This is a genomic window from Thiorhodovibrio litoralis (assembly GCF_033954455.1).
GTDB classification, from domain to species: domain Bacteria; phylum Pseudomonadota; class Gammaproteobacteria; order Chromatiales; family Chromatiaceae; genus Thiorhodovibrio; species Thiorhodovibrio litoralis.
This window is the reverse complement of record NZ_CP121473.1, coordinates 183,527-199,519: the sequence shown is the minus strand read 5'-3', so window position 1 is coordinate 199,519 and position 15,993 is coordinate 183,527. Positions and strand designations below refer to the sequence as shown.

22 protein-coding genes and 2 pseudogenes are annotated in these 15,993 nt (G+C 58.8%); 14 read left to right on the top strand and 10 right to left on the bottom strand.

Going from position 1 to position 15,993, the window contains the following annotated elements; translation table 11 throughout:
- Window positions 1-49 precede the first annotated feature (49 nt).
- The 5 genes from Thiosp_RS01000 to Thiosp_RS00980 all read right to left on the bottom strand — a co-directional run bounded on the left by Thiosp_RS01000 (window position 50) and on the right by Thiosp_RS00980 (window position 3,249).
- Window positions 50-1,486 (bottom strand): sigma-54-dependent transcriptional regulator, encoded by a 1,437-nt coding sequence (locus Thiosp_RS01000; RefSeq protein ID WP_201069213.1) that lies wholly within the window; start codon window positions 1,484-1,486, stop codon window positions 50-52.
- A 156-nt stretch (window positions 1,487-1,642) separates the two neighbouring features.
- Window positions 1,643-1,951 carry a HigA family addiction module antitoxin gene (locus tag Thiosp_RS00995; RefSeq protein WP_201069214.1) on the bottom strand — a complete coding sequence of 103 codons (309 nt, stop codon included), beginning with the start codon at window positions 1,949-1,951 and terminating at the stop codon, window positions 1,643-1,645.
- A gap of 11 nt (window positions 1,952-1,962) precedes the next feature.
- A complete protein-coding gene (locus Thiosp_RS00990) occupies window positions 1,963-2,241 on the bottom strand; it encodes a type II toxin-antitoxin system RelE/ParE family toxin (RefSeq protein WP_201069257.1) in 279 nt (92 codons plus the stop codon).
- A gap of 331 nt (window positions 2,242-2,572) precedes the next feature.
- A complete protein-coding gene (locus Thiosp_RS00985) occupies window positions 2,573-2,989 on the bottom strand; it encodes a type II toxin-antitoxin system VapC family toxin (RefSeq protein WP_201069215.1) in 417 nt (138 codons plus the stop codon).
- Window positions 2,989-3,249 carry a type II toxin-antitoxin system Phd/YefM family antitoxin gene (locus Thiosp_RS00980; RefSeq protein ID WP_009147843.1) on the bottom strand — a complete coding sequence of 87 codons (261 nt, stop codon included), beginning with the start codon at window positions 3,247-3,249 and terminating at the stop codon, window positions 2,989-2,991. The genes Thiosp_RS00985 and Thiosp_RS00980 overlap by 1 nt, the downstream gene beginning before the upstream one ends.
- A 242-nt stretch (window positions 3,250-3,491) precedes the next feature.
- Here Thiosp_RS00980 and Thiosp_RS00975 point away from each other — a divergent pair, with 242 nt between their 5' ends.
- The 4 genes from Thiosp_RS00975 (at window position 3,492) to Thiosp_RS00960 (ending at window position 4,499) form a co-directional block, all read left to right on the top strand.
- The gene (locus Thiosp_RS00975; RefSeq protein ID WP_009147844.1) at window positions 3,492-3,710 is read left to right on the top strand and encodes an antitoxin MazE family protein; all 219 of its coding nucleotides are present in this window, start codon (window positions 3,492-3,494) and stop codon (window positions 3,708-3,710) included.
- A complete protein-coding gene (locus Thiosp_RS00970) occupies window positions 3,711-4,034 on the top strand; it encodes a type II toxin-antitoxin system PemK/MazF family toxin (protein ID WP_009147845.1) in 324 nt (107 codons plus the stop codon).
- A 133-nt stretch (window positions 4,035-4,167) separates the two neighbouring features.
- Window positions 4,168-4,374, top strand: coding sequence for a hypothetical protein (locus Thiosp_RS00965; RefSeq protein ID WP_201069216.1), 207 nt, complete (start codon window positions 4,168-4,170; stop codon window positions 4,372-4,374).
- Window positions 4,371-4,499: a PIN domain-containing protein gene (locus tag Thiosp_RS00960; protein WP_255324711.1), complete on the top strand. Its 129-nt coding sequence runs from the start codon at window positions 4,371-4,373 to the stop codon at window positions 4,497-4,499. The genes Thiosp_RS00965 and Thiosp_RS00960 overlap by 4 nt, the downstream gene beginning before the upstream one ends.
- Window positions 4,500-4,520: 21 nt before the next feature.
- Here Thiosp_RS00960 and Thiosp_RS00955 read toward each other — a convergent pair whose 3' ends face one another.
- Window positions 4,521-4,769 carry an SEL1-like repeat protein gene (locus Thiosp_RS00955; RefSeq protein ID WP_323696793.1) on the bottom strand — a complete coding sequence of 83 codons (249 nt, stop codon included), beginning with the start codon at window positions 4,767-4,769 and terminating at the stop codon, window positions 4,521-4,523.
- A gap of 53 nt (window positions 4,770-4,822) precedes the next feature.
- Here Thiosp_RS00955 and Thiosp_RS24615 point away from each other — a divergent pair, with 53 nt between their 5' ends.
- The 4 genes from Thiosp_RS24615 to Thiosp_RS00940 all read left to right on the top strand — a co-directional run bounded on the left by Thiosp_RS24615 (window position 4,823) and on the right by Thiosp_RS00940 (window position 6,410).
- The gene (locus tag Thiosp_RS24615) at window positions 4,823-5,140 is read left to right on the top strand and encodes a DUF4143 domain-containing protein (RefSeq protein ID WP_201069258.1); all 318 of its coding nucleotides are present in this window, start codon (window positions 4,823-4,825) and stop codon (window positions 5,138-5,140) included.
- Window positions 5,049-5,399 carry a hypothetical protein gene (locus Thiosp_RS00950; RefSeq protein ID WP_201069218.1) on the top strand — a complete coding sequence of 117 codons (351 nt, stop codon included), beginning with the start codon at window positions 5,049-5,051 and terminating at the stop codon, window positions 5,397-5,399. Before Thiosp_RS24615 ends, Thiosp_RS00950 begins: the two co-directional genes overlap by 92 nt.
- Before the next feature lie 367 nt (window positions 5,400-5,766).
- The gene (locus Thiosp_RS00945; protein ID WP_201069219.1) at window positions 5,767-6,054 is read left to right on the top strand and encodes a toxin-antitoxin system TumE family protein; all 288 of its coding nucleotides are present in this window, start codon (window positions 5,767-5,769) and stop codon (window positions 6,052-6,054) included.
- Window positions 6,051-6,410: an HVO_A0114 family putative DNA-binding protein gene (locus tag Thiosp_RS00940; RefSeq protein ID WP_201069220.1), complete on the top strand. Its 360-nt coding sequence runs from the start codon at window positions 6,051-6,053 to the stop codon at window positions 6,408-6,410. Before Thiosp_RS00945 ends, Thiosp_RS00940 begins: the two co-directional genes overlap by 4 nt.
- 84 nt (window positions 6,411-6,494) lie before the next feature.
- On the opposite strand, the gene Thiosp_RS00935 is transcribed toward Thiosp_RS00940, so the two are convergent.
- Window positions 6,495-6,707 carry a hypothetical protein gene (locus Thiosp_RS00935; protein WP_201069221.1) on the bottom strand — a complete coding sequence of 71 codons (213 nt, stop codon included), beginning with the start codon at window positions 6,705-6,707 and terminating at the stop codon, window positions 6,495-6,497.
- A 66-nt stretch (window positions 6,708-6,773) separates the two neighbouring features.
- On the bottom strand, window positions 6,774-7,235 hold the full coding sequence (locus Thiosp_RS00930) for a tetratricopeptide repeat protein (RefSeq protein WP_201069222.1): 462 nt from the start codon (window positions 7,233-7,235) through the stop codon (window positions 6,774-6,776).
- Between the two features lie 349 nt (window positions 7,236-7,584).
- Between Thiosp_RS00930 and Thiosp_RS00925 the strand changes: the two genes are divergently transcribed.
- The 6 genes and pseudogenes from Thiosp_RS00925 to Thiosp_RS00895 all read left to right on the top strand — a co-directional run.
- Window positions 7,585-7,998 carry a pilin gene (locus tag Thiosp_RS00925; protein ID WP_201069223.1) on the top strand — a complete coding sequence of 138 codons (414 nt, stop codon included), beginning with the start codon at window positions 7,585-7,587 and terminating at the stop codon, window positions 7,996-7,998.
- A gap of 86 nt (window positions 7,999-8,084) precedes the next feature.
- A complete protein-coding gene (locus Thiosp_RS00920) occupies window positions 8,085-10,034 on the top strand; it encodes a hypothetical protein (RefSeq protein ID WP_201069224.1) in 1,950 nt (649 codons plus the stop codon).
- Entirely contained in the window at window positions 10,031-11,071 is a 1,041-nt protein-coding gene (locus Thiosp_RS00915) for a glycosyltransferase family 2 protein (RefSeq protein ID WP_201069225.1), read from the top strand. The genes Thiosp_RS00920 and Thiosp_RS00915 overlap by 4 nt, the downstream gene beginning before the upstream one ends.
- Window positions 11,068-12,318: a glycosyltransferase gene (locus tag Thiosp_RS00910; RefSeq protein WP_201069226.1), complete on the top strand. Its 1,251-nt coding sequence runs from the start codon at window positions 11,068-11,070 to the stop codon at window positions 12,316-12,318. The genes Thiosp_RS00915 and Thiosp_RS00910 overlap by 4 nt, the downstream gene beginning before the upstream one ends.
- A 155-nt stretch (window positions 12,319-12,473) precedes the next feature.
- Window positions 12,474-13,381, top strand: a pseudogene (locus Thiosp_RS00905) (tyrosine-type recombinase/integrase).
- Window positions 13,378-14,262 (top strand): annotated as a pseudogene (locus tag Thiosp_RS00895) (IS91 family transposase); the annotation flags it as partial. The pseudogenes Thiosp_RS00905 and Thiosp_RS00895, both read left to right, overlap by 4 nt.
- 70 nt (window positions 14,263-14,332) lie before the next feature.
- Here Thiosp_RS00895 and Thiosp_RS00890 read toward each other — a convergent pair.
- Together Thiosp_RS00890 and Thiosp_RS00885 are read right to left on the bottom strand one after the other, a co-directional pair.
- Window positions 14,333-15,322: a tyrosine-type recombinase/integrase gene (locus tag Thiosp_RS00890; RefSeq protein ID WP_201069228.1), complete on the bottom strand. Its 990-nt coding sequence runs from the start codon at window positions 15,320-15,322 to the stop codon at window positions 14,333-14,335.
- On the bottom strand, window positions 15,319-15,897 hold the full coding sequence (locus Thiosp_RS00885; protein ID WP_201069229.1) for a tyrosine-type recombinase/integrase: 579 nt from the start codon (window positions 15,895-15,897) through the stop codon (window positions 15,319-15,321). Before Thiosp_RS00885 ends, Thiosp_RS00890 begins: the two co-directional genes overlap by 4 nt.
- Between the last annotated feature and the right edge of the window lie 96 nt (window positions 15,898-15,993).

The following is a 15,993-nucleotide window of genomic DNA, read 5'->3' as shown; positions in this document are numbered from 1 at the left end:
CGCCGTTCTTGCGCCAATCAGACTCGCCCGAGTTTAACGCGGCCGCAGCTTATTCAGCGATGGCAAGATTCAGCCGGGCAAGGCGCAGCTTTAAGGAACGCGGGGAGATCCCGAGTTGGGCGGCCGCCGCTTCGGAATCCTGATTGGCTTGGCTAAGAGCCTCAAGGAGCAGTGGTTTTTCAATCACATCAAGCCGCTCAGCCAGGCTACGCCCGGCGCCTGGCAGCGCCATGCCGCCCGGCGCTTGTGCAGTTGCAGCGCTCGCGATAGCCCGATTTCCAGGCGCAGGGGTTTCGGCCAGGACGCGCGCCGGCTGCAATTCAGGCAGGCGCAGGTCAACCGCGCTCAGCACGCTCGATTCGCACAAGGCACTGGCACGCTCAAGGATATTTTCGAGCTCGCGCACATTGCCGGGAAAGGCGTAGTCGCAGAGCGCAGCCATGGCGTCATCGGCAAGGGTTTCCGCCGGGCTGCCGGATTCCGCGGCGATGCGCGGCAGCAGGTGCGCGACCAGAACCGGAATGTCTCCTGTGCGCTCGCGCAGCGGCGGCAGGTGCAGGTCGATCACATTGATGCGGTAAAAGAGATCTTGACGAAAAGCGCCCCGCGCCACCGCGTCGGCCAGATCCAGATGGCTGGCGCTGATGATGCGCACATTCACCGGAACCTCCTTGGCGACACCGACCGGGCGAACGCTTTTTTCCTGAATGGCACGCAGGAGTTTGACCTGCATCGGCAGCGGCAGGTCGGCGATCTCATCGAGAAACAGGGTACCGCCATGGGCGGCCTGAAACAGCCCCGGCTTGTCGCTGATCGCTCCGGTAAAGCTGCCCTTGCGGTGACCGAAGAGCTCACTCTCGACCAGATCAGCCGGAATGGCGCCGCAGTTGACCGGCACGAACGGCTGGTCTGCGCGAGGCCCGAGTTGATGAATCAGACTGGCGGCCAGCTCCTTACCGGTGCCGCTCTCGCCGCTGATGAAAACCGGCGCCTGATTGCGCGCGAGCTTGGCGATCATGGCGCGCAGCTCATGAATCTGCGGGGACTCGCCAATCAAAGCGGTCTGCGGGCTGCTCGCGTCCAGTGGATCGGCCGCGCCCCCGCCGCGCGCGCGCAGCGCCGCATCGGTGAGCTCGCGCAACACCCGCAGGTCGAGCGGTTTGGAGACGAAATCGAAGGCGCCGGCTTTCATCGCGGCAACAGCAGATTCCATATTCCCGTAGGCCGTGACCATCGCCACCGGCATGTCCGGAAAGCTGGCACTGGCGTGACGCACCAGATCGGTTCCATCGCCGTCGGGCAGGCGCATGTCGGTGAGACAGAAATCGAAGCTGTCCTCGGTCAGCGCCTCGCGCGCGGCCGCCAGGGTGCCGACGCAGCGCGCCTCAAGCCCCATGCGCGAGAGGGTAATACGCACCAAGTCAAGAATGTCCGGCTCGTCATCGACAACCAGCGCACGCGGTCTGGATTTGGTGGCAGATGTCATTGGACGGAAGGCGGATGGCAGGCGGTGGGAGTGGCAATCGACAGAAGAATATTAACCACAATTGTGCTTTCGGTTTTGGGCCGAAATCCCATTTGGTTCAGACATATTTGTTCAAAATGAGGCGGAAACGAGCGCCTGGAAGCATTGCTCTCGGGCTCATGCGGCTTCACGATCGTGTGGCAAGGGCTCGATCTCGCTGAGCTCCTCGGCCATGCTTTCCTTGGCCAGGGCAATGTCATAGTCGGCTTGCAGCCGGAGCCACCAGCCTTCCGACAGGCCGAAGAAACGGCACAGACGGAGGTCAGTATCCGCCGTCACCGCACGCTTGCCATGCACGATCTCGTTGATCCGCCGCGGCGGCACATGCACCGCCCGTGCCAGTGCATACTGCGACAGCTCCAGCGGCTTGAGGAACTCCTCCATCAGCATCTCGCCGGGAGAAACCGGCGCCAGCTCCCGATTCATCAGTTCACCTCTCAGTGGTAGTCGACGATTTCGACATCCAGGGCGTCGCCATCCAAAAAGCGGAAACACAGCCGCCACTGCGCGTTGATCCGCACGCTCCATTGTCCGGAGCGATCCCCCTTCAGGGCCTCTAGACGATTGCCGGGAGGCCCGCGCATATCGTCGATGGCACGCGCGAGATTGAGCTGGACGACCTTGCGCAACGCCGCGCGTTCTATGTTGACGAACCGCGCGATGCGCCGCCCTGAGAACAACGTCTCTGTATCCCGGCAGCGGAACGTCTTAATCATGGCTAAAGCATAACGCGATGCGTTACGAAACGCCAAATGATCGACCAAGGCCGGTGGCAAAGTAGCGCACCCGCGCGCCCGCTTTTCTGACGCGGCAGCTTCTTGACCGAACGCCAACCTTGTCGGGTTAGAGTCCCAGCTCCTCCACCTGCCGGTGCGCGATGACATCGCCGTGCTCGGCAGCTTGCTTGATCCACGCATTGGCATCGTCTTGCAGAGCCATTAAGTGGAATGGCTAGCAGGTTTCGGTATCGAGAAGGCTAAGCAGCGGTCTGATCGCTGTCACTGCCTGGCGCGATCATCCTGCGCAGGATAGCCAATCTTAGCCGCTTCAGCCGTGCGACTCAGTGAAGGGGTTGAACACCGCCACCCCCGTCGGTTCGAAGTGGCAAAGATTTCGCGTGACCACGGTGAGACCCTGTTCCAGTGCCGTTGCCGCGATCAAGAGATCGGCTCCATCATCGCCAATCTTCGCCGAGAGCCTGCCCCAGCGCCGTGCCACCGAACGATCAATGGGCAAAATCCGGTCAGCGTAAAGGGAAAGCACCTGGTCGAGCCATTTTCCGAGTTCCCGCGCAAACACGGCATTGCGCTTTTGTTGCTGCATGATACCGCGTTCGATCTCGCCGATGGTCACCACACTGAGGAACAGGTCGGTTGAAGCCTGCGCTGAGATCCAGCCAACCACACCGGGATTGCGTTGCTTGCGGCGCAATTCCGACAACACGACCGTGTCGAGCAGATACATCAGAGTTCCACATCCCGCTGTTGAACGGATAATCGCTCAAACGCCTGGTCATCCTGCGGCAATTGCAGCAGCAGTGCAGAAAACGAGGGGGCGGTGGCCTGTTCGCACTGCCGTAATCGTTCGTAGGCCTCGACAGACAGGATGACACTGACGGGTTTGCCGCGTCGCGTGACCCACTGTGGTTGGCCAAGCAAAGCCGCGTCAACCACGGCACTAAAGCGATTTTTGGCATCTTGTAAAGACCATGTCGAGGTTGGCATTGCTCAATCCTGTTTAGCTGATTTGGCCTGTCTAGCTGATTTGGCTAGATTTTGCGGCAGGCGACTGTTGCAAAGCAACTGTCCATCGCAACACCAAATTTCCAGAGCGACCCGTCCCAACGGCCCGCATCACTCGGCTGCGGCTATGGCCTGTTGCAGTAACCGCATCAACGCAAGGGTCGCGATCTTGAATGAAATATGGGGGTAGAGTATGTTTCATGTAACAAATCGAGAAGGCCGACATGGCAAGCACGAACGCAAGAGCTCAAAAGCACCGCGATGCACTGCGCAGGGCTGGACTTCGTCCGGTGCAAATTTGGGTGCCGGATACACGACGGTCAGACTTTGCCGAAGAATGTCGCCGCCAGTCTCGCCTTGTATCCCAATCGGACATGGCCGACACGGACATGCAGCAGCTCTTGGATGACGCCTTGGCTGGTCTGGATGCTTGGGTTGAGTAAATGCGCGGCGATTTCGTCACCGTCGCCATGCAGGGCGATTTCGGCAAACCGCGACCTGCGCTGGTCATCCAAGCTGACCAGTTCAGCGAGCACGGGACTGTCACATTGTTGCCACTTACCAGCGCGCTTGTTGATGCGCCGCTATTGCGCATCACCATTGATCCTAGCCCGGAAAATGGCTTGCAAAAGCCATCACAGGTGATGCTGGATAAAGCTGTGACGGTGAGGCGCGACAAGATCGGAGCTGTCTTCGGGCGCATTGATGCGAATGCGATGGTGGAGGTTGATCGTTGTCTAGCAGTGTTCTTGGGTATCGCAAAATAAGCGTAAATTCGCGTGCAATGTCGAATCTCAAGCCAAATGTGCGGTATCGCGCGATAAATGAACAGGTTATTTCTGGAGGCGCTAATGCAAGCCTATCGAGTTAGAAGCCACGGTCGAGCAGCACAGCATTCGCGTGCCGGAAACCATCCAGGACGGCACCCATCTGCGGGTGCTGTTGCTGATGGATGACCCTCCCGCCAATGCCTCCAGGACAGACGACGACTTGAAGCGCCGCCTTGCGGGATTGACCGAGGGCCTCAGTGATGAGGATTTGCATCGCGCCCGGGATGTCGGTCGGAGCGCTGGGCGCGCAACAATGTGCCGGATGCGCTGCCGGTGATCGATGGCCTGCTGGCCGCGACGGCGCAGGTCCATGGCTTGACCCTGGTGACCCGCAATGTAAAGGATGTCGAGCGCAGTGGCGTGTCAGTGCTCAATCCCTTTTCTGACGCGGCAGCTTCTTGACCGAACGCCAACCTTGACGGGTTAGAGCCCCAACTCCGCCACCTGCCGCCGCGCGATCACATGGCCATGCTCTGCGGCTTTTTTGATCCACTCAATGGCCTTGGTCTCGTCTTGCTCCACACACTCGCCGCGCGCATGGAGCTTGCCGAGCCACTGCATGGCATCGGCATCCGCTTGCGCGGCGGCCAGGTGCAGCCAGTGGGCCGCACGCTCGGGTTGCGTAAGCGCCAGGAACAGCAGTCCCAGTTCGCGCTGGGCGGCGGCGCCCACCGAGGTCACGCGGCGCTAGGAATCAGCATTCCACCACAGTCCCTGCGCCGCTTCTGGATGATGCTGGCGCATATCATGGCCAGCTGCTCAATTTCTCCGAGCTTGGTCGGTCATTCGGCGCTGCGGACACGACCATACGCGGCTATCTCGACATCCTCGAGGCGACATTCATGGTGCGCCTGCTTCAGCCTTGGCACGAGAACATCGGCAAACGCCAAGTGAAGGCGCCGAAGCTGTTCCTGCGCGATTCCGGACTGCTACACACGATAATCGGCATCAGTGACTATGATGCGCTACTGCATCACCCCAAGCTCGGCGGATCCTGGGGGGGGATTCGCACTGGAGGAGACTGTCCGCAGTCTCGAGCTTGACGCGCAAGATGTCTGGTTTTGGGCCACCCACGCAGGCGCGGAGCTGGACCTGCTGGTCATTCACGAGGGGCGTCGGATTGGTTACGAGATCAAATACACCGCAAGCCCACGCACGACCCGCTCAATGCGGGCGGCCATCGATACACTCAAGCTCGATCAACTCATCGTGGTCTGTCCTGGCGAACGCCGCCTGCCGCTGGCCGAGAATATCGAGGCCATTGGGTTGGCCGAACTGGTCCGGCAGGGCACGGCGCATTGATTCGGTGCCCCCAAAATTGCTCGATGTTGAGATAAATGTGGCCATATATGGAAATTGGGCCATCGCCTCGTGTCCGCTGATTTCAATGCTCATGGGTTAACCTCCGATTGAACCGCGGTTTTGAGGTGGATGCTTGGTGAGAAAAGCGTCAAGCAATGAAAACAATTCGAGCCTGGCACTTTTTTCTTCCAAACAATCCCTTGTTGATCGCCATGGCCTCCGCGCCCGCATCGGCGGTCAGCCAGGCCACGGCACCATGCAGCCGATGGTTGCGTTCTTGGCTAGCTGCCGTGTATCAGGGTGGCTTCCGAAAAATCTTCGTCGCTATCCTCACTACGCTGAACCGATCTTCAGTTAAGCTAGATGAATGGCCGCAACCTTACTGGCTCGTGCAAAAGAGGTTCGTGATAACGGCTCCATCGTGGAAGTGGTTATTTGGGAGCTGCCAAAACCGCTGCCGCCCTGCCGGCATCGCTACAAATATCGCTTGTTTTTTGGAACGCGCGACAGGTGCCGGGTCCGTTACGACAATGAACGTGGAAAAGGGGATCATCGGCATTTCGCCAGCGAGGAGCAGCCTTACCCGTTCACAACGCTCGATCAAATTATCGCAGATTTTCGCGCCGATATCGCTCGCTGGGAGTCGCCAAAATGAAAGCCATCATTGAAGTTGGTCACCGCAGCTCGATCTTTGATGCCGTTGCCGACCAAATGGCCGACGCACGCTCAGGGCGGTCGGTCGATTATCAGCTCAGGTTCGAATCGGCGCAGACGCTGTTCGCCGAGCTGACCTCCCAACGGCTGGAGCTTCTCGATCACCTGCGGCGCATCGGTCCGTGCCATGCCGAGGAACTGGCTGCCAAGCTGCCGGTCGCAGGCGATCCCCAAGTGTTATCGCAGCATCTCGACCGACTCGAAACCCTTGGTTTACTAGAGCGCAACGAGGATGGCACCTTGTCCGTCCCCTTTACCTCCATCGAAATTATTCTGCCCCTGGCACGAGTTGCGTAGGAGTCTGTGGGCCACCATCGGGCAATTTTCCCTTCATGCGGGTGCTGGTGTCGGTGATGGCAATGCCCCGTGCGCGCAGCAGATTCACCAAATCCCCTCCACCAGGGATTCCATCAGCTTGCCCCACTGGCTCTCAAACAAGTTCTGCAGCTCCTTCATCCGTTGCTCGGTCTCCTGAAACCTCTTGTCAGTCTCCTTCCACTTCCTGTCCGTCTCTTGAAACCTCAGGTCAGTCTCCTGCCACTTTCGGTCGGTCTCCCGGAACAACTCCAGCACCTGCTCATAAGTGATACTCATCTCAAAACTCCTCAGAAAGTCATGGCACTTGACCGAGATTCGGACGCGACCACTCGCGCGGCCCGGTTAAAGCCCCAGCGCTTCCACCTGGCGCTGCGCGATCACGCTGCCATGCTGTGCTGCCTTTTTTAGCCAGACGGCCGCTTGCGCTTCGTCTGGCTCCACACCATCCCCACGCGCATAGCACTGACTGAGCCACTGCATGGCATCCGCGAACCCCTGCGCGGCGGCCTTTTCCAACCAGTAGATTGCACGCTTTGGGTGCCCGACTTCAAGCAGCAGCAAGCCGAGATCACACTGGGCATCGGCGTGCTCGGCATCGGCGGAGAGGATCAGTTCGCGATCATCGTCCTGCAAGCTCAGCTTGGCCCATGCCAGCGCGCTATCGAGGTTAATGCGGACCCGAGTGTGGCCGCGTACCTCACCGACAGTCTCGCTAGATCCCTGATTCGTGCTGATGCGTCGCCACAGGCTGCTACGGCTGAGGCCAGTAATAGCCATGGCAGTGTTGAAATGGATGGTTTGCATCGTTAAAAAGCCCCTGTTTTGAGGAAGGGTATGTCAAGTATTTGTGGGACGGCCATGGCCATCCCGATAAAAACGGTAGAGATTGCATCGGCAATCCCGATATAAAGTTATGGTTTTCCTTAGGCTGCTGTGGTCGGGACAGTTGTTGCCAGTTGGCGGCGGGAAGGAGCTGGTAACCGATTGTTGCGTAATGAGATGTTCTGCGCAAGCTTGCGTCGTGAGGTCACTTGGCATGGCGGCTGCTTCAGCTCCCACGAGCCCGTACGAAGCCCGATCCTGGACTTAGGCTCGGTCAGTCATCAGCGAATTCGGGTTTCATTTTTAATGTTGAATAAAGAGGACTTTACTCATGCGTAAGCATCAACAAGGCTTTACCTTGATCGAACTCATGATCGTGGTGGCGATCATTGGTATTTTGGCAGCCATTGCATTGCCGGCCTACCAGGATTACACGAAAAAGGCAAAGGTTTCTGAAATCGTTCTCGCCGCGAGCGCTGCGCGTACCTGTGTTACGGAGGTTGTCGCTAGCCAGACCCCGATCACAACAGCCGCCATTGCTGGCTGTGATGACGGCTTTCAAGCTACGCAGTATGCAAAAAGTATGACCATTGCTGGTACAACAGCAGCCCCAACGATTACCGTAACGGGATCCGTGCCCGACTCAGTAACCATTACCTTAACTGGATCTGTAATGGGTGCAACCGTCGGCAAATGGACGTGTTCCGGTTCGCCGACCAAGCTTATGCCTGGCTCTTGCCGTTAACTAGCCTAGTTCGTTAGACCCTGATAAAGCCCTGGTTTCCAGGGCTTTGTTGTTTATGGCTGATTACCGTTTTCAGAAGACCGACAATGCAATTATCCGACCTTGCCTTGGCACCGATAAGATTAAGACGGGCTGTTCTGGTCTCGCTACCACTCTTGATGGTTTTGATGGCGGTTGGCTTTGCGTATGAGCAAGGCGTCACAGGTGACCTTTTTTATGACGACCGGGGATTCCTCGGTCCATTAGCGGAAATCGAAACGTTCGACCAGGCATGGACTTTTGTCACCACAGGTGACGGCGGGCCACTCGGCCGGCCGCTAGCGCTGCTCAGTTTTCTGCCTCATGCCAGCGATTGGTCCGATAGCAGCATTGATGCGCGCCGGGTCAATGTTCTCATTCATCTCACCAATGGCCTATTGCTATTTGTAATTGGCTACATGATCCTGAAGCTGCGCGGCCAAGGCACGGACCGCACGGCTTACTGGACAGCACTAATGGCAGCGCTGCTGTGGCTGTCCATGCCGCTGTTAGTCTCGACCACGCTCACCACTGTGCAACGCTGGACCAGTTTGGCGATGCTTTTTGGTCTTTCTGGATTGGCCGTCTTCGTCTACGGTTATTTCCTGCAACAGTGCCACCCAAAGCGCGCTCTGACCATCCAGGCCTCCGCACTTGGTATAGGAACCCTGCTCGCACTTTTCACCAAAGAAAGCGGGGCGCTCATCCCTGTCTATGCCCTGGTAATTGATGCCGTCTTGCTCAAGACGCTCCCAGCTCCAAAGCCGGCCATCTGGTTGCGACGCGGAGCACTTGGGGTAGGATTGCTCGCGTTACTGTGGTATCTCTCGCCTTTACATCTTGACTGGTTTGCCTACAGCGACTATCGCGGCTGGTCGAGTTGGGATCGGGTACAAACCGAAGTCGTTATCCTTTGGGATTACCTGTATCGGGCGATATTTCCCCAACCGACCGCATTCAGCCCCTTCCATGACGACGTGGAACTGGTGCAAGGCTGGCTACTCCCGAGTCTGGCATTGGCCGGGTTTGTTGTTCTTACTGCGCTAGCCTATGCCATTCGCAAGCGCACCCCCTGGCCACTGTTCGCGCTGCTGTGGTTTTTTACCGGTCATCTAATCGAATCGACCGTCGTTCAGTTGGAACTGGTCTTCGATCACCGCAATTACCTGGCCATCTATGGCTGCTGTTTAGCATTGGCAGCACTCGTTTGGCAGCTTCCAAAACGCTATGTCCGTTTAGGGCAGGTGCTGCTTAGCATTTATGCTCTGATGTTGTATGGCATCCTTTACGCAACGACATCGCTTTGGGGCAATACGCTAGAGGCGGTTGAAAATTGGACGAAGCGCCATCCTTCATCAGCGCGTGCCATTCTTCATTTGAGCACGGCGTATTACGAAGCGCTTGGAACCACTAGTTACTCGCTTTATTCACTCGATCGATTAATGGATGGTTGTCCGGGCTGTCTTGATGTACAGATGCAGGCGTTGCTCTATGCGTGCGGGGAAACTGATGAGCCAGACATCCGTCGCCGCTATCAAAAAATTCTGGAGACGGCAAAGGACGGTCGTTACTCACATGCTTTTATGGATAGCCTGTACGCTTTTCAGATCGTAATCGCCGACAATCGTTGCCGCCCCCTGACAGCCGCAGATGCTTATCAACTGCCGTTGATATTTTCCAAAAACCCAAACTGCCGCACACTGCCTTGCAAGGCAAAGATTCTTTTTCAGTCGGCCTTTTTTGCGAAGGAAGCGGGCGATTTTGCTGCGGCACATGAACATCTGCAAAAAGCTGAGGCATTGACTCCTAGCACAATGCCTATCCTGCAGTTGCAGGTTAATGTCTTACTTGACGAAAAGCGCTATGAGGACGCCTTGGTGCTCATTGAACGTCGCCGGCTGGTACCATGGCGCGATGACTCGATGTCCGATGCGCTCCTGGATGAAATGGCTGCCGCCGTGCGCGAGGAAGCGGCCCAGGTACAAGCGCCGGTCTCGGCGCTGCCGGACGACTCGTGAAACTCATCGTCCAGCTTCCCTGTTATAACGAGGAGCAAACGCTTGCGGCCACCTTGGCTGATATCCCGCGCGCTATACCTGGGATCGACTGCATTGAGCTTCTGGTAATCGACGACGGCAGCAGGGATCGCACCGCCGCTGTGGCGCTGGAATACGGAGTCCATCATCTGATCCGCCACAAGCACAACCTAGGGCTGGCGCGAGCCTTTCGTAATGGCCTGGATGCCAGTCTGCAACAGTGCGCTGACATTATCGTCAATACCGATGCCGACAATCAGTATGTCGGTGCTGACATCGCTAAGCTGGTTGCGCCCATCCTCGCCGGGGAAGCCGACATGGTTATCGGCGACCGTCAGACCGATGGGATCGCGCATTTTTCCCCCCTCAAAAAGCGGCTTCAGCGACTCGGCAGCATGGCGGTGCGCCGGCTTGCTGGGATTGATGTCCCCGACACGGTCAGCGGTTTCCGCGCATTCTCCCGCGAAGCGGCCCTTCGGCTCAACATTGTTTCCAATTTCAGCTACACCATCGAAACCGTCATTCAGGCCGGTAAACGGGATCTGACGGTGGTCTCGGTTCCCATTCGCACGAATGCCACGGCGCGTCCCTCACGCCTGTTCCGCAGCATTCCGCAGTTTATCGGTCAATCGCTGATCACCATGATCCGCATGTACGCCATGTACAAGCCGTTGCGGGTGTTTTTCTATCTCGGCGCGGCGCTGATTGGCTTGGGTCTGCTGCCGGTTTTGAGGTTTTTGTATTTCTACATCCAGGGTGGCGGTGCAGGGCATATTCAGTCGCTGCAACTCGGCGGTGTGCTCCTGCTTATTGGCGTCTTTGCCTGGTTGATCGGGCTAGTCGCCGATCTGATCTCATTCAACCGCCAGTTACTGGAAATGACGCTAGAGCGGGTGCGCCGGCTTGAACTGGACAGCCCAGCGCGAGACGCCCGGCCGAACGCAACCGGCCCGGCGATGGGTCAAGGCACTCCCAAGGCGCTGACGTCCGAGCAGCAACCGAGAAGCACCTCTGGGTGAAACCGGGCCGCATCCTCTGTGTCACCTCCAGCCTCCCGCGCTGGAGCGGCGACAGCAGTACCGCGTTCGTACTGCATCTGGCCCAGGATCTCCAGACCTTGGGCTGGCAGGTCGATCTGCTCGCGCCCCATGCCCTCGGCGCGGCTACCGCCGAACGGCTTGATGGCGTTCCGGTCGAGCGCTTCCGCTATCTCTATCCCGCCAGCCAGCAGACAGTCTGTTATCAGGGCGGCGCGCTGGTCAATCTACGCCGCCGCCCGCTTGACCGACTCAAGCTGCCCGCTTTGGTTGCCGCCGAAGGGCTTGCCGTTGTGCGCCGGCTTGCGAGTCGCCGCTATGACATCCTACATAGCCACTGGATATTGCCCCAAGGCTTTGTCGGTCAGTTGAGCCACGTTATCGGCGACCTGCCCCATGTGGTTACAGTTCATGGCGGTGACCTGTTCGGCCTGCGTTCACCGCTGATGCAGCGCTTCAAGCGCTTCGTCCTAAACCGTGCTGACGCCGTCACCGTCAACAGTGCCTTTACCGAACAGGGCGTACGCGCGTTGGCCCCCAAACCGCTTCGCCTTGAGCGCATCCCCATGGGCGTGACTAGCGAGCCACTTGATAGCGGACAATGCCAGCGCAGTCAGGAAGTTCGCGCACGCTACCGGTGTGGGGCAGGGCCGCTGCTGATTTTTGTCGGTCGGTTGATCGAGGAAAAGGGCGCGGCGGATTTGATTCAAGCGACCGCCCAGCTCCGAGCGGACTACCCCAACATTCGCTCACTCATCCTTGGCGATGGCCCCGAACGACAAGCACTCGAACAATTCGCCGCAGTACACTCTGTCCGCGACCAAGTGCACTTTGCCGGCTGGATCGACCCAGCCGAGATCCCCGTTTGGCTCAATGCCGCTGACATCTTTGTTGGCCCATCGCGCACTGCCGCCAACGGCTGGGTCGAGGCCCAGGGGTTAACCTTCATTGAGGCCATGATGGCGCGTCTCCCCGTCATCGCCAGCCGCCTTGGCGGCATCCCCGATGCCGTCATACACGAGCATACGGGTTTGCTGGTCGACGAGCGCGCACCAGATCAGATTGCCGCCGCAGTACATCGACTGACAACCGAACCTTCGCTCGCAAAATGTTTGGCCAACAAGGCATACCATCACGCCACAATCCACTTCTCGCGCGCAGCGAGCGCCAGGGCATTCGACGTGCTTTTCAGACAGCTGATGAGTCGACGTAAGAGGGATTACAAGTGACTGGCATCAAACGCCAAGCGCATGCTTTCATCGTGATTTCGTTGTTGGACGGAGCCGCTTCGCGGAGACCCCGGCGGCGAGTCCCGGCTTACAATATCACCTCACGCCCTCGCGTTGGAGGGGTTGTCTGTCAACGACCATGAGGTGATACCCACATGTCAACAACCTGTCAGGAGCAGTTCACGCGCCAGTACGCGGCGCATCTCAAGCACTTGCGACTCAAGGGCCTGCGGCCCAAGACCATCGACGCCTATTCGCGTGGCGTGCGGCGTATTGGCGCGGCCTTCGATGGCTGCCTTGAGGATCTCAGCGAGGCGCAGCTGCTCGATTATTTCACCGCGTTGCTCGACACGCACTCCTGGAGCGCGGTGAAACTCGATCTCTACGGTCTGAAGTTTTTCTACACCCATGTGCTGCACAAGCCCTGGGTGCATGTCGATCTGATCAAGCCACCGCGCGGTCAGCGTCTGCCCGATATTCTCACCGTCGAGGAAGCCCAGCGCGTGATGCAGGCAACCCGGGTGCTGAGCTATCGGGTGTTTTTCTTCACCCTCTACAGCCTCGGTCTGCGTCTCGGTGAAGGTCTACGCCTGACGGTGGCTGATATCGATGCCGCTCGCCGGCGGGTGCATATCCGCGATGCCAAGGGTCGCAAGGATCGTCTGGTGCCGCTGCCGGAGACAACCTTGCAGGTGCTGCGCCGATTCTGGAGCCTGCACCGCCATCCCTCGCTGCTGTTTCCCAACCGCCAGGGCGGTCTGACAGGGGCTGGCTCGGCCAAGACTCCGCTGGATCGCGGTGGCGTGCAAGTCACCTTGGGTAAAGTTGTCAGCGCCTGCGGGATTAAAAAAAGATCACGCCCCATAGCCTTCGCCATAGCTATGCTACCCATCTAATCGAAGCCGGTGTCGATCTGCGCGAAGTCCAGAGCATCCTCGGCCATCACTCCATTCTCACCACCGCCCGTTATACCCACCTCACGCGCCACACCAGCGAGCGCGCCGAGCAGGCCATCAATGCCTTGATCGGCGGCTTCTCCATTGACTGGAGGAGCGTGAAATGATCTTGCTCTCCTCGATTATTCGCACCTTCGAGTCGGAGTATCTGCAACAGGACGCCGAGCGCATCTTGCCCAGTCAGCGTCTGGCCTTGGATGTGCTGAAAAACTGCCGCACCTCGGCCAGTCCACGCATGCAGGCCCAGTGCAACGCCTGTGGGCAGACCGAGTTCATCCCGCATTCCTGCGGACATCGCGCTTGTCCGCACTGCCAGCACCATGAGAGCCAGCAGTGGCTGGAGCGCCAACTGGCCAAGCAGGTACCGGCGACCTACTTTTTGCTGACCTTTACGGTGCCTGAGCAACTGCGTTCTCTGGTGTGGGCCAACCAGCGTGTTCTCTACGATCACCTCATCCGCGCCAGTTGGGAGACGGTGCAGACATTCGCACGCAATGACAAGCAATTGCAGGGCGATGCCGGGGCGATTGCGGTGCTCCATACCCATTCACGCCGGCTGGATTTTCATCCCCATGTGCATCTGGTGATGCCGGCGGCGGCGATCGATGTGGCCAAGAAGCGGTGGCGGACCAAATCCGGCAAGCGCGGGTATTTGTTCAGTCACAAGGCGCTGGCAACGGTATTTCGCGCCAAGCTACTGGAAGCCATCGCCGCCGAGGGATTGGCGCTGCCCAGCGCTGTGCCAAGCCCCTGGGTGGTCGATTGCAAGCGTGTCGGCCGCGGGGAGAAGGCGTTGGTCTATCTGGGGCGCTATCTCTATCGCGGGGTGATTCGCGAGCAAGACATCATCGCCTGCGAGAACGGCCAGGTGACTTTTCGCTACCGCCACGCCAAACGCCAGCGCTTTGAATACCGAACCCTCCCGGGGGCGCAGTTTCTTGCCCTGATCCTACAGCATGTCTTGCCCAAGGGCTTTATGCAGAGTAGATGGTTATGCGCAGTCGCAGAGTTCGGAGCCGGCCCCGGAAGCCAGAGCTGGCTCCGATGACTCCGCATAATCAGCTCCGCTGCAGAGATGCAATTAGTTTGTCGGGCATTCGGAATCGCCCTCTTTTTAGATCTGGCGGTGTGATGGCTGTGATCGCTTCAAGTTTATCGGTCGGATCGGCACGCACATACACCTCCGTCGTTTGCATGTCCGCGTGACCCAACCACAATGAGACTTTCCGCAGGTCTCCGGTGGCCTGCAGGATCATCATTGCGCAGGTATGCCTCAGGACGTGTGGAGAGACCCGCTTGCCCTTCAACGATGGACAATGCTCGCAGGCGGTGCGCACATGCTTGCGCAGAATGTACTCGAACCCGGAACGGGTCATCGGTTGGCTGCGCGCGTTGAGGAACAGCTCCGGTGCGAACGCCTCGCCGCGGACCGCCAACCAGGCCCGAAGATCGGTGGCGGCGTGTTTCCACAGAGGCAGGCAGCGCTCGCGCCGCCCTTTGCCTTGGACACGGATACTGGGTGATGACTGCAGGTCCAGCGCGGCTAAGGGCAAGCTCACCAACTCTGACACCCGCAATCCTGCCGAGAAGCACAGGTGCAACATGGCCCGGTCGCGTAGGCCGTCGCGCACCTTCAGGTCCGGGGCGTTGAGGACCGCCTCCATCTCGGCGATGTTCAGGTGGTCGATCAGCGTAACGTCGGTGCGTTTGAACGGAACGGCGAGAATGCAGCGGCTCTGCTCAAGGACGGCGGGCTCGCGATACTCACAGAATCGCATAAAGGATTTGATGGCAGCCAATCGCGCGTTTCGGGTGCTGGCCGTGTTGCCTCGCTTCGTCTCGAGCTGTTCGAGGAAATCCATGATGAGCGGAGCGTCGAGCTGCTCGAGCGTCAGCGCGGAGGGCTTCACGTGGAAGCGTTCGCTCGCGTAGAGGAACAGGAGTTGGAAGGCGTATGCGTAACTCTGACAGGTGTGCTCACTGGCGCCGCGCTGCTGGGGAAGGCGCTCGCGCAAGAACGCCGTGATGTGCGGAGCAATCGCCGTCATGATGGTTCTCCCCAGACAAAGTCCTCGCAGCGAGCGGCGATGTCGGTCATCAATTGCGGGGTACTTTCGAGATACCAGTAGGTACTTCCGACATGGGCATGCCCAAGGTAAGTTGTCAGCGCGAGCATATGAGCACCAATATGCTCGCGGGATCCGGAACAGGCCTCCAGCGCACGGGTGGCAAACCGATGACGAAGATCGTGAACGCGCGGTCGTCCGGGGCGCTCCGGCAGTCCAGCTGTCTGCAGGAGTTGCCTGAAGAGGCGCGAGACGAGGCACGCAGAGAGAGGGCGTCCGGCTAAAGACACGAACACATGCGCGTCATTCCAGCCGACCCGTGCGCGCTGCTCCAGATAGTGCGCCAAGGCGCAACGGGTGGATTCGTGGATCGGGACCAAGCGGGATTTTCCGAACTTGGTCTTACGGATGGTTAATCCGTCGTGGGTGATGTCATCACGGCACAATGCGTAGGCTTCTGCCGGCCGCAGTCCAGTGACGGCGAGGAGCGTGAACAGAGTCTTGTGAGCGTAATCACGATAATTGCGGGACCCATTTCCAAGCCATTTGAAGGACATGGAATGCGTGTGGGATCACGGGGGCCGTTACTGGCCGACAGCGGGAAGCCGGAATCGTGAACCACGCTCCCCCCCTGAGGGGGGAGAGACGCAGCG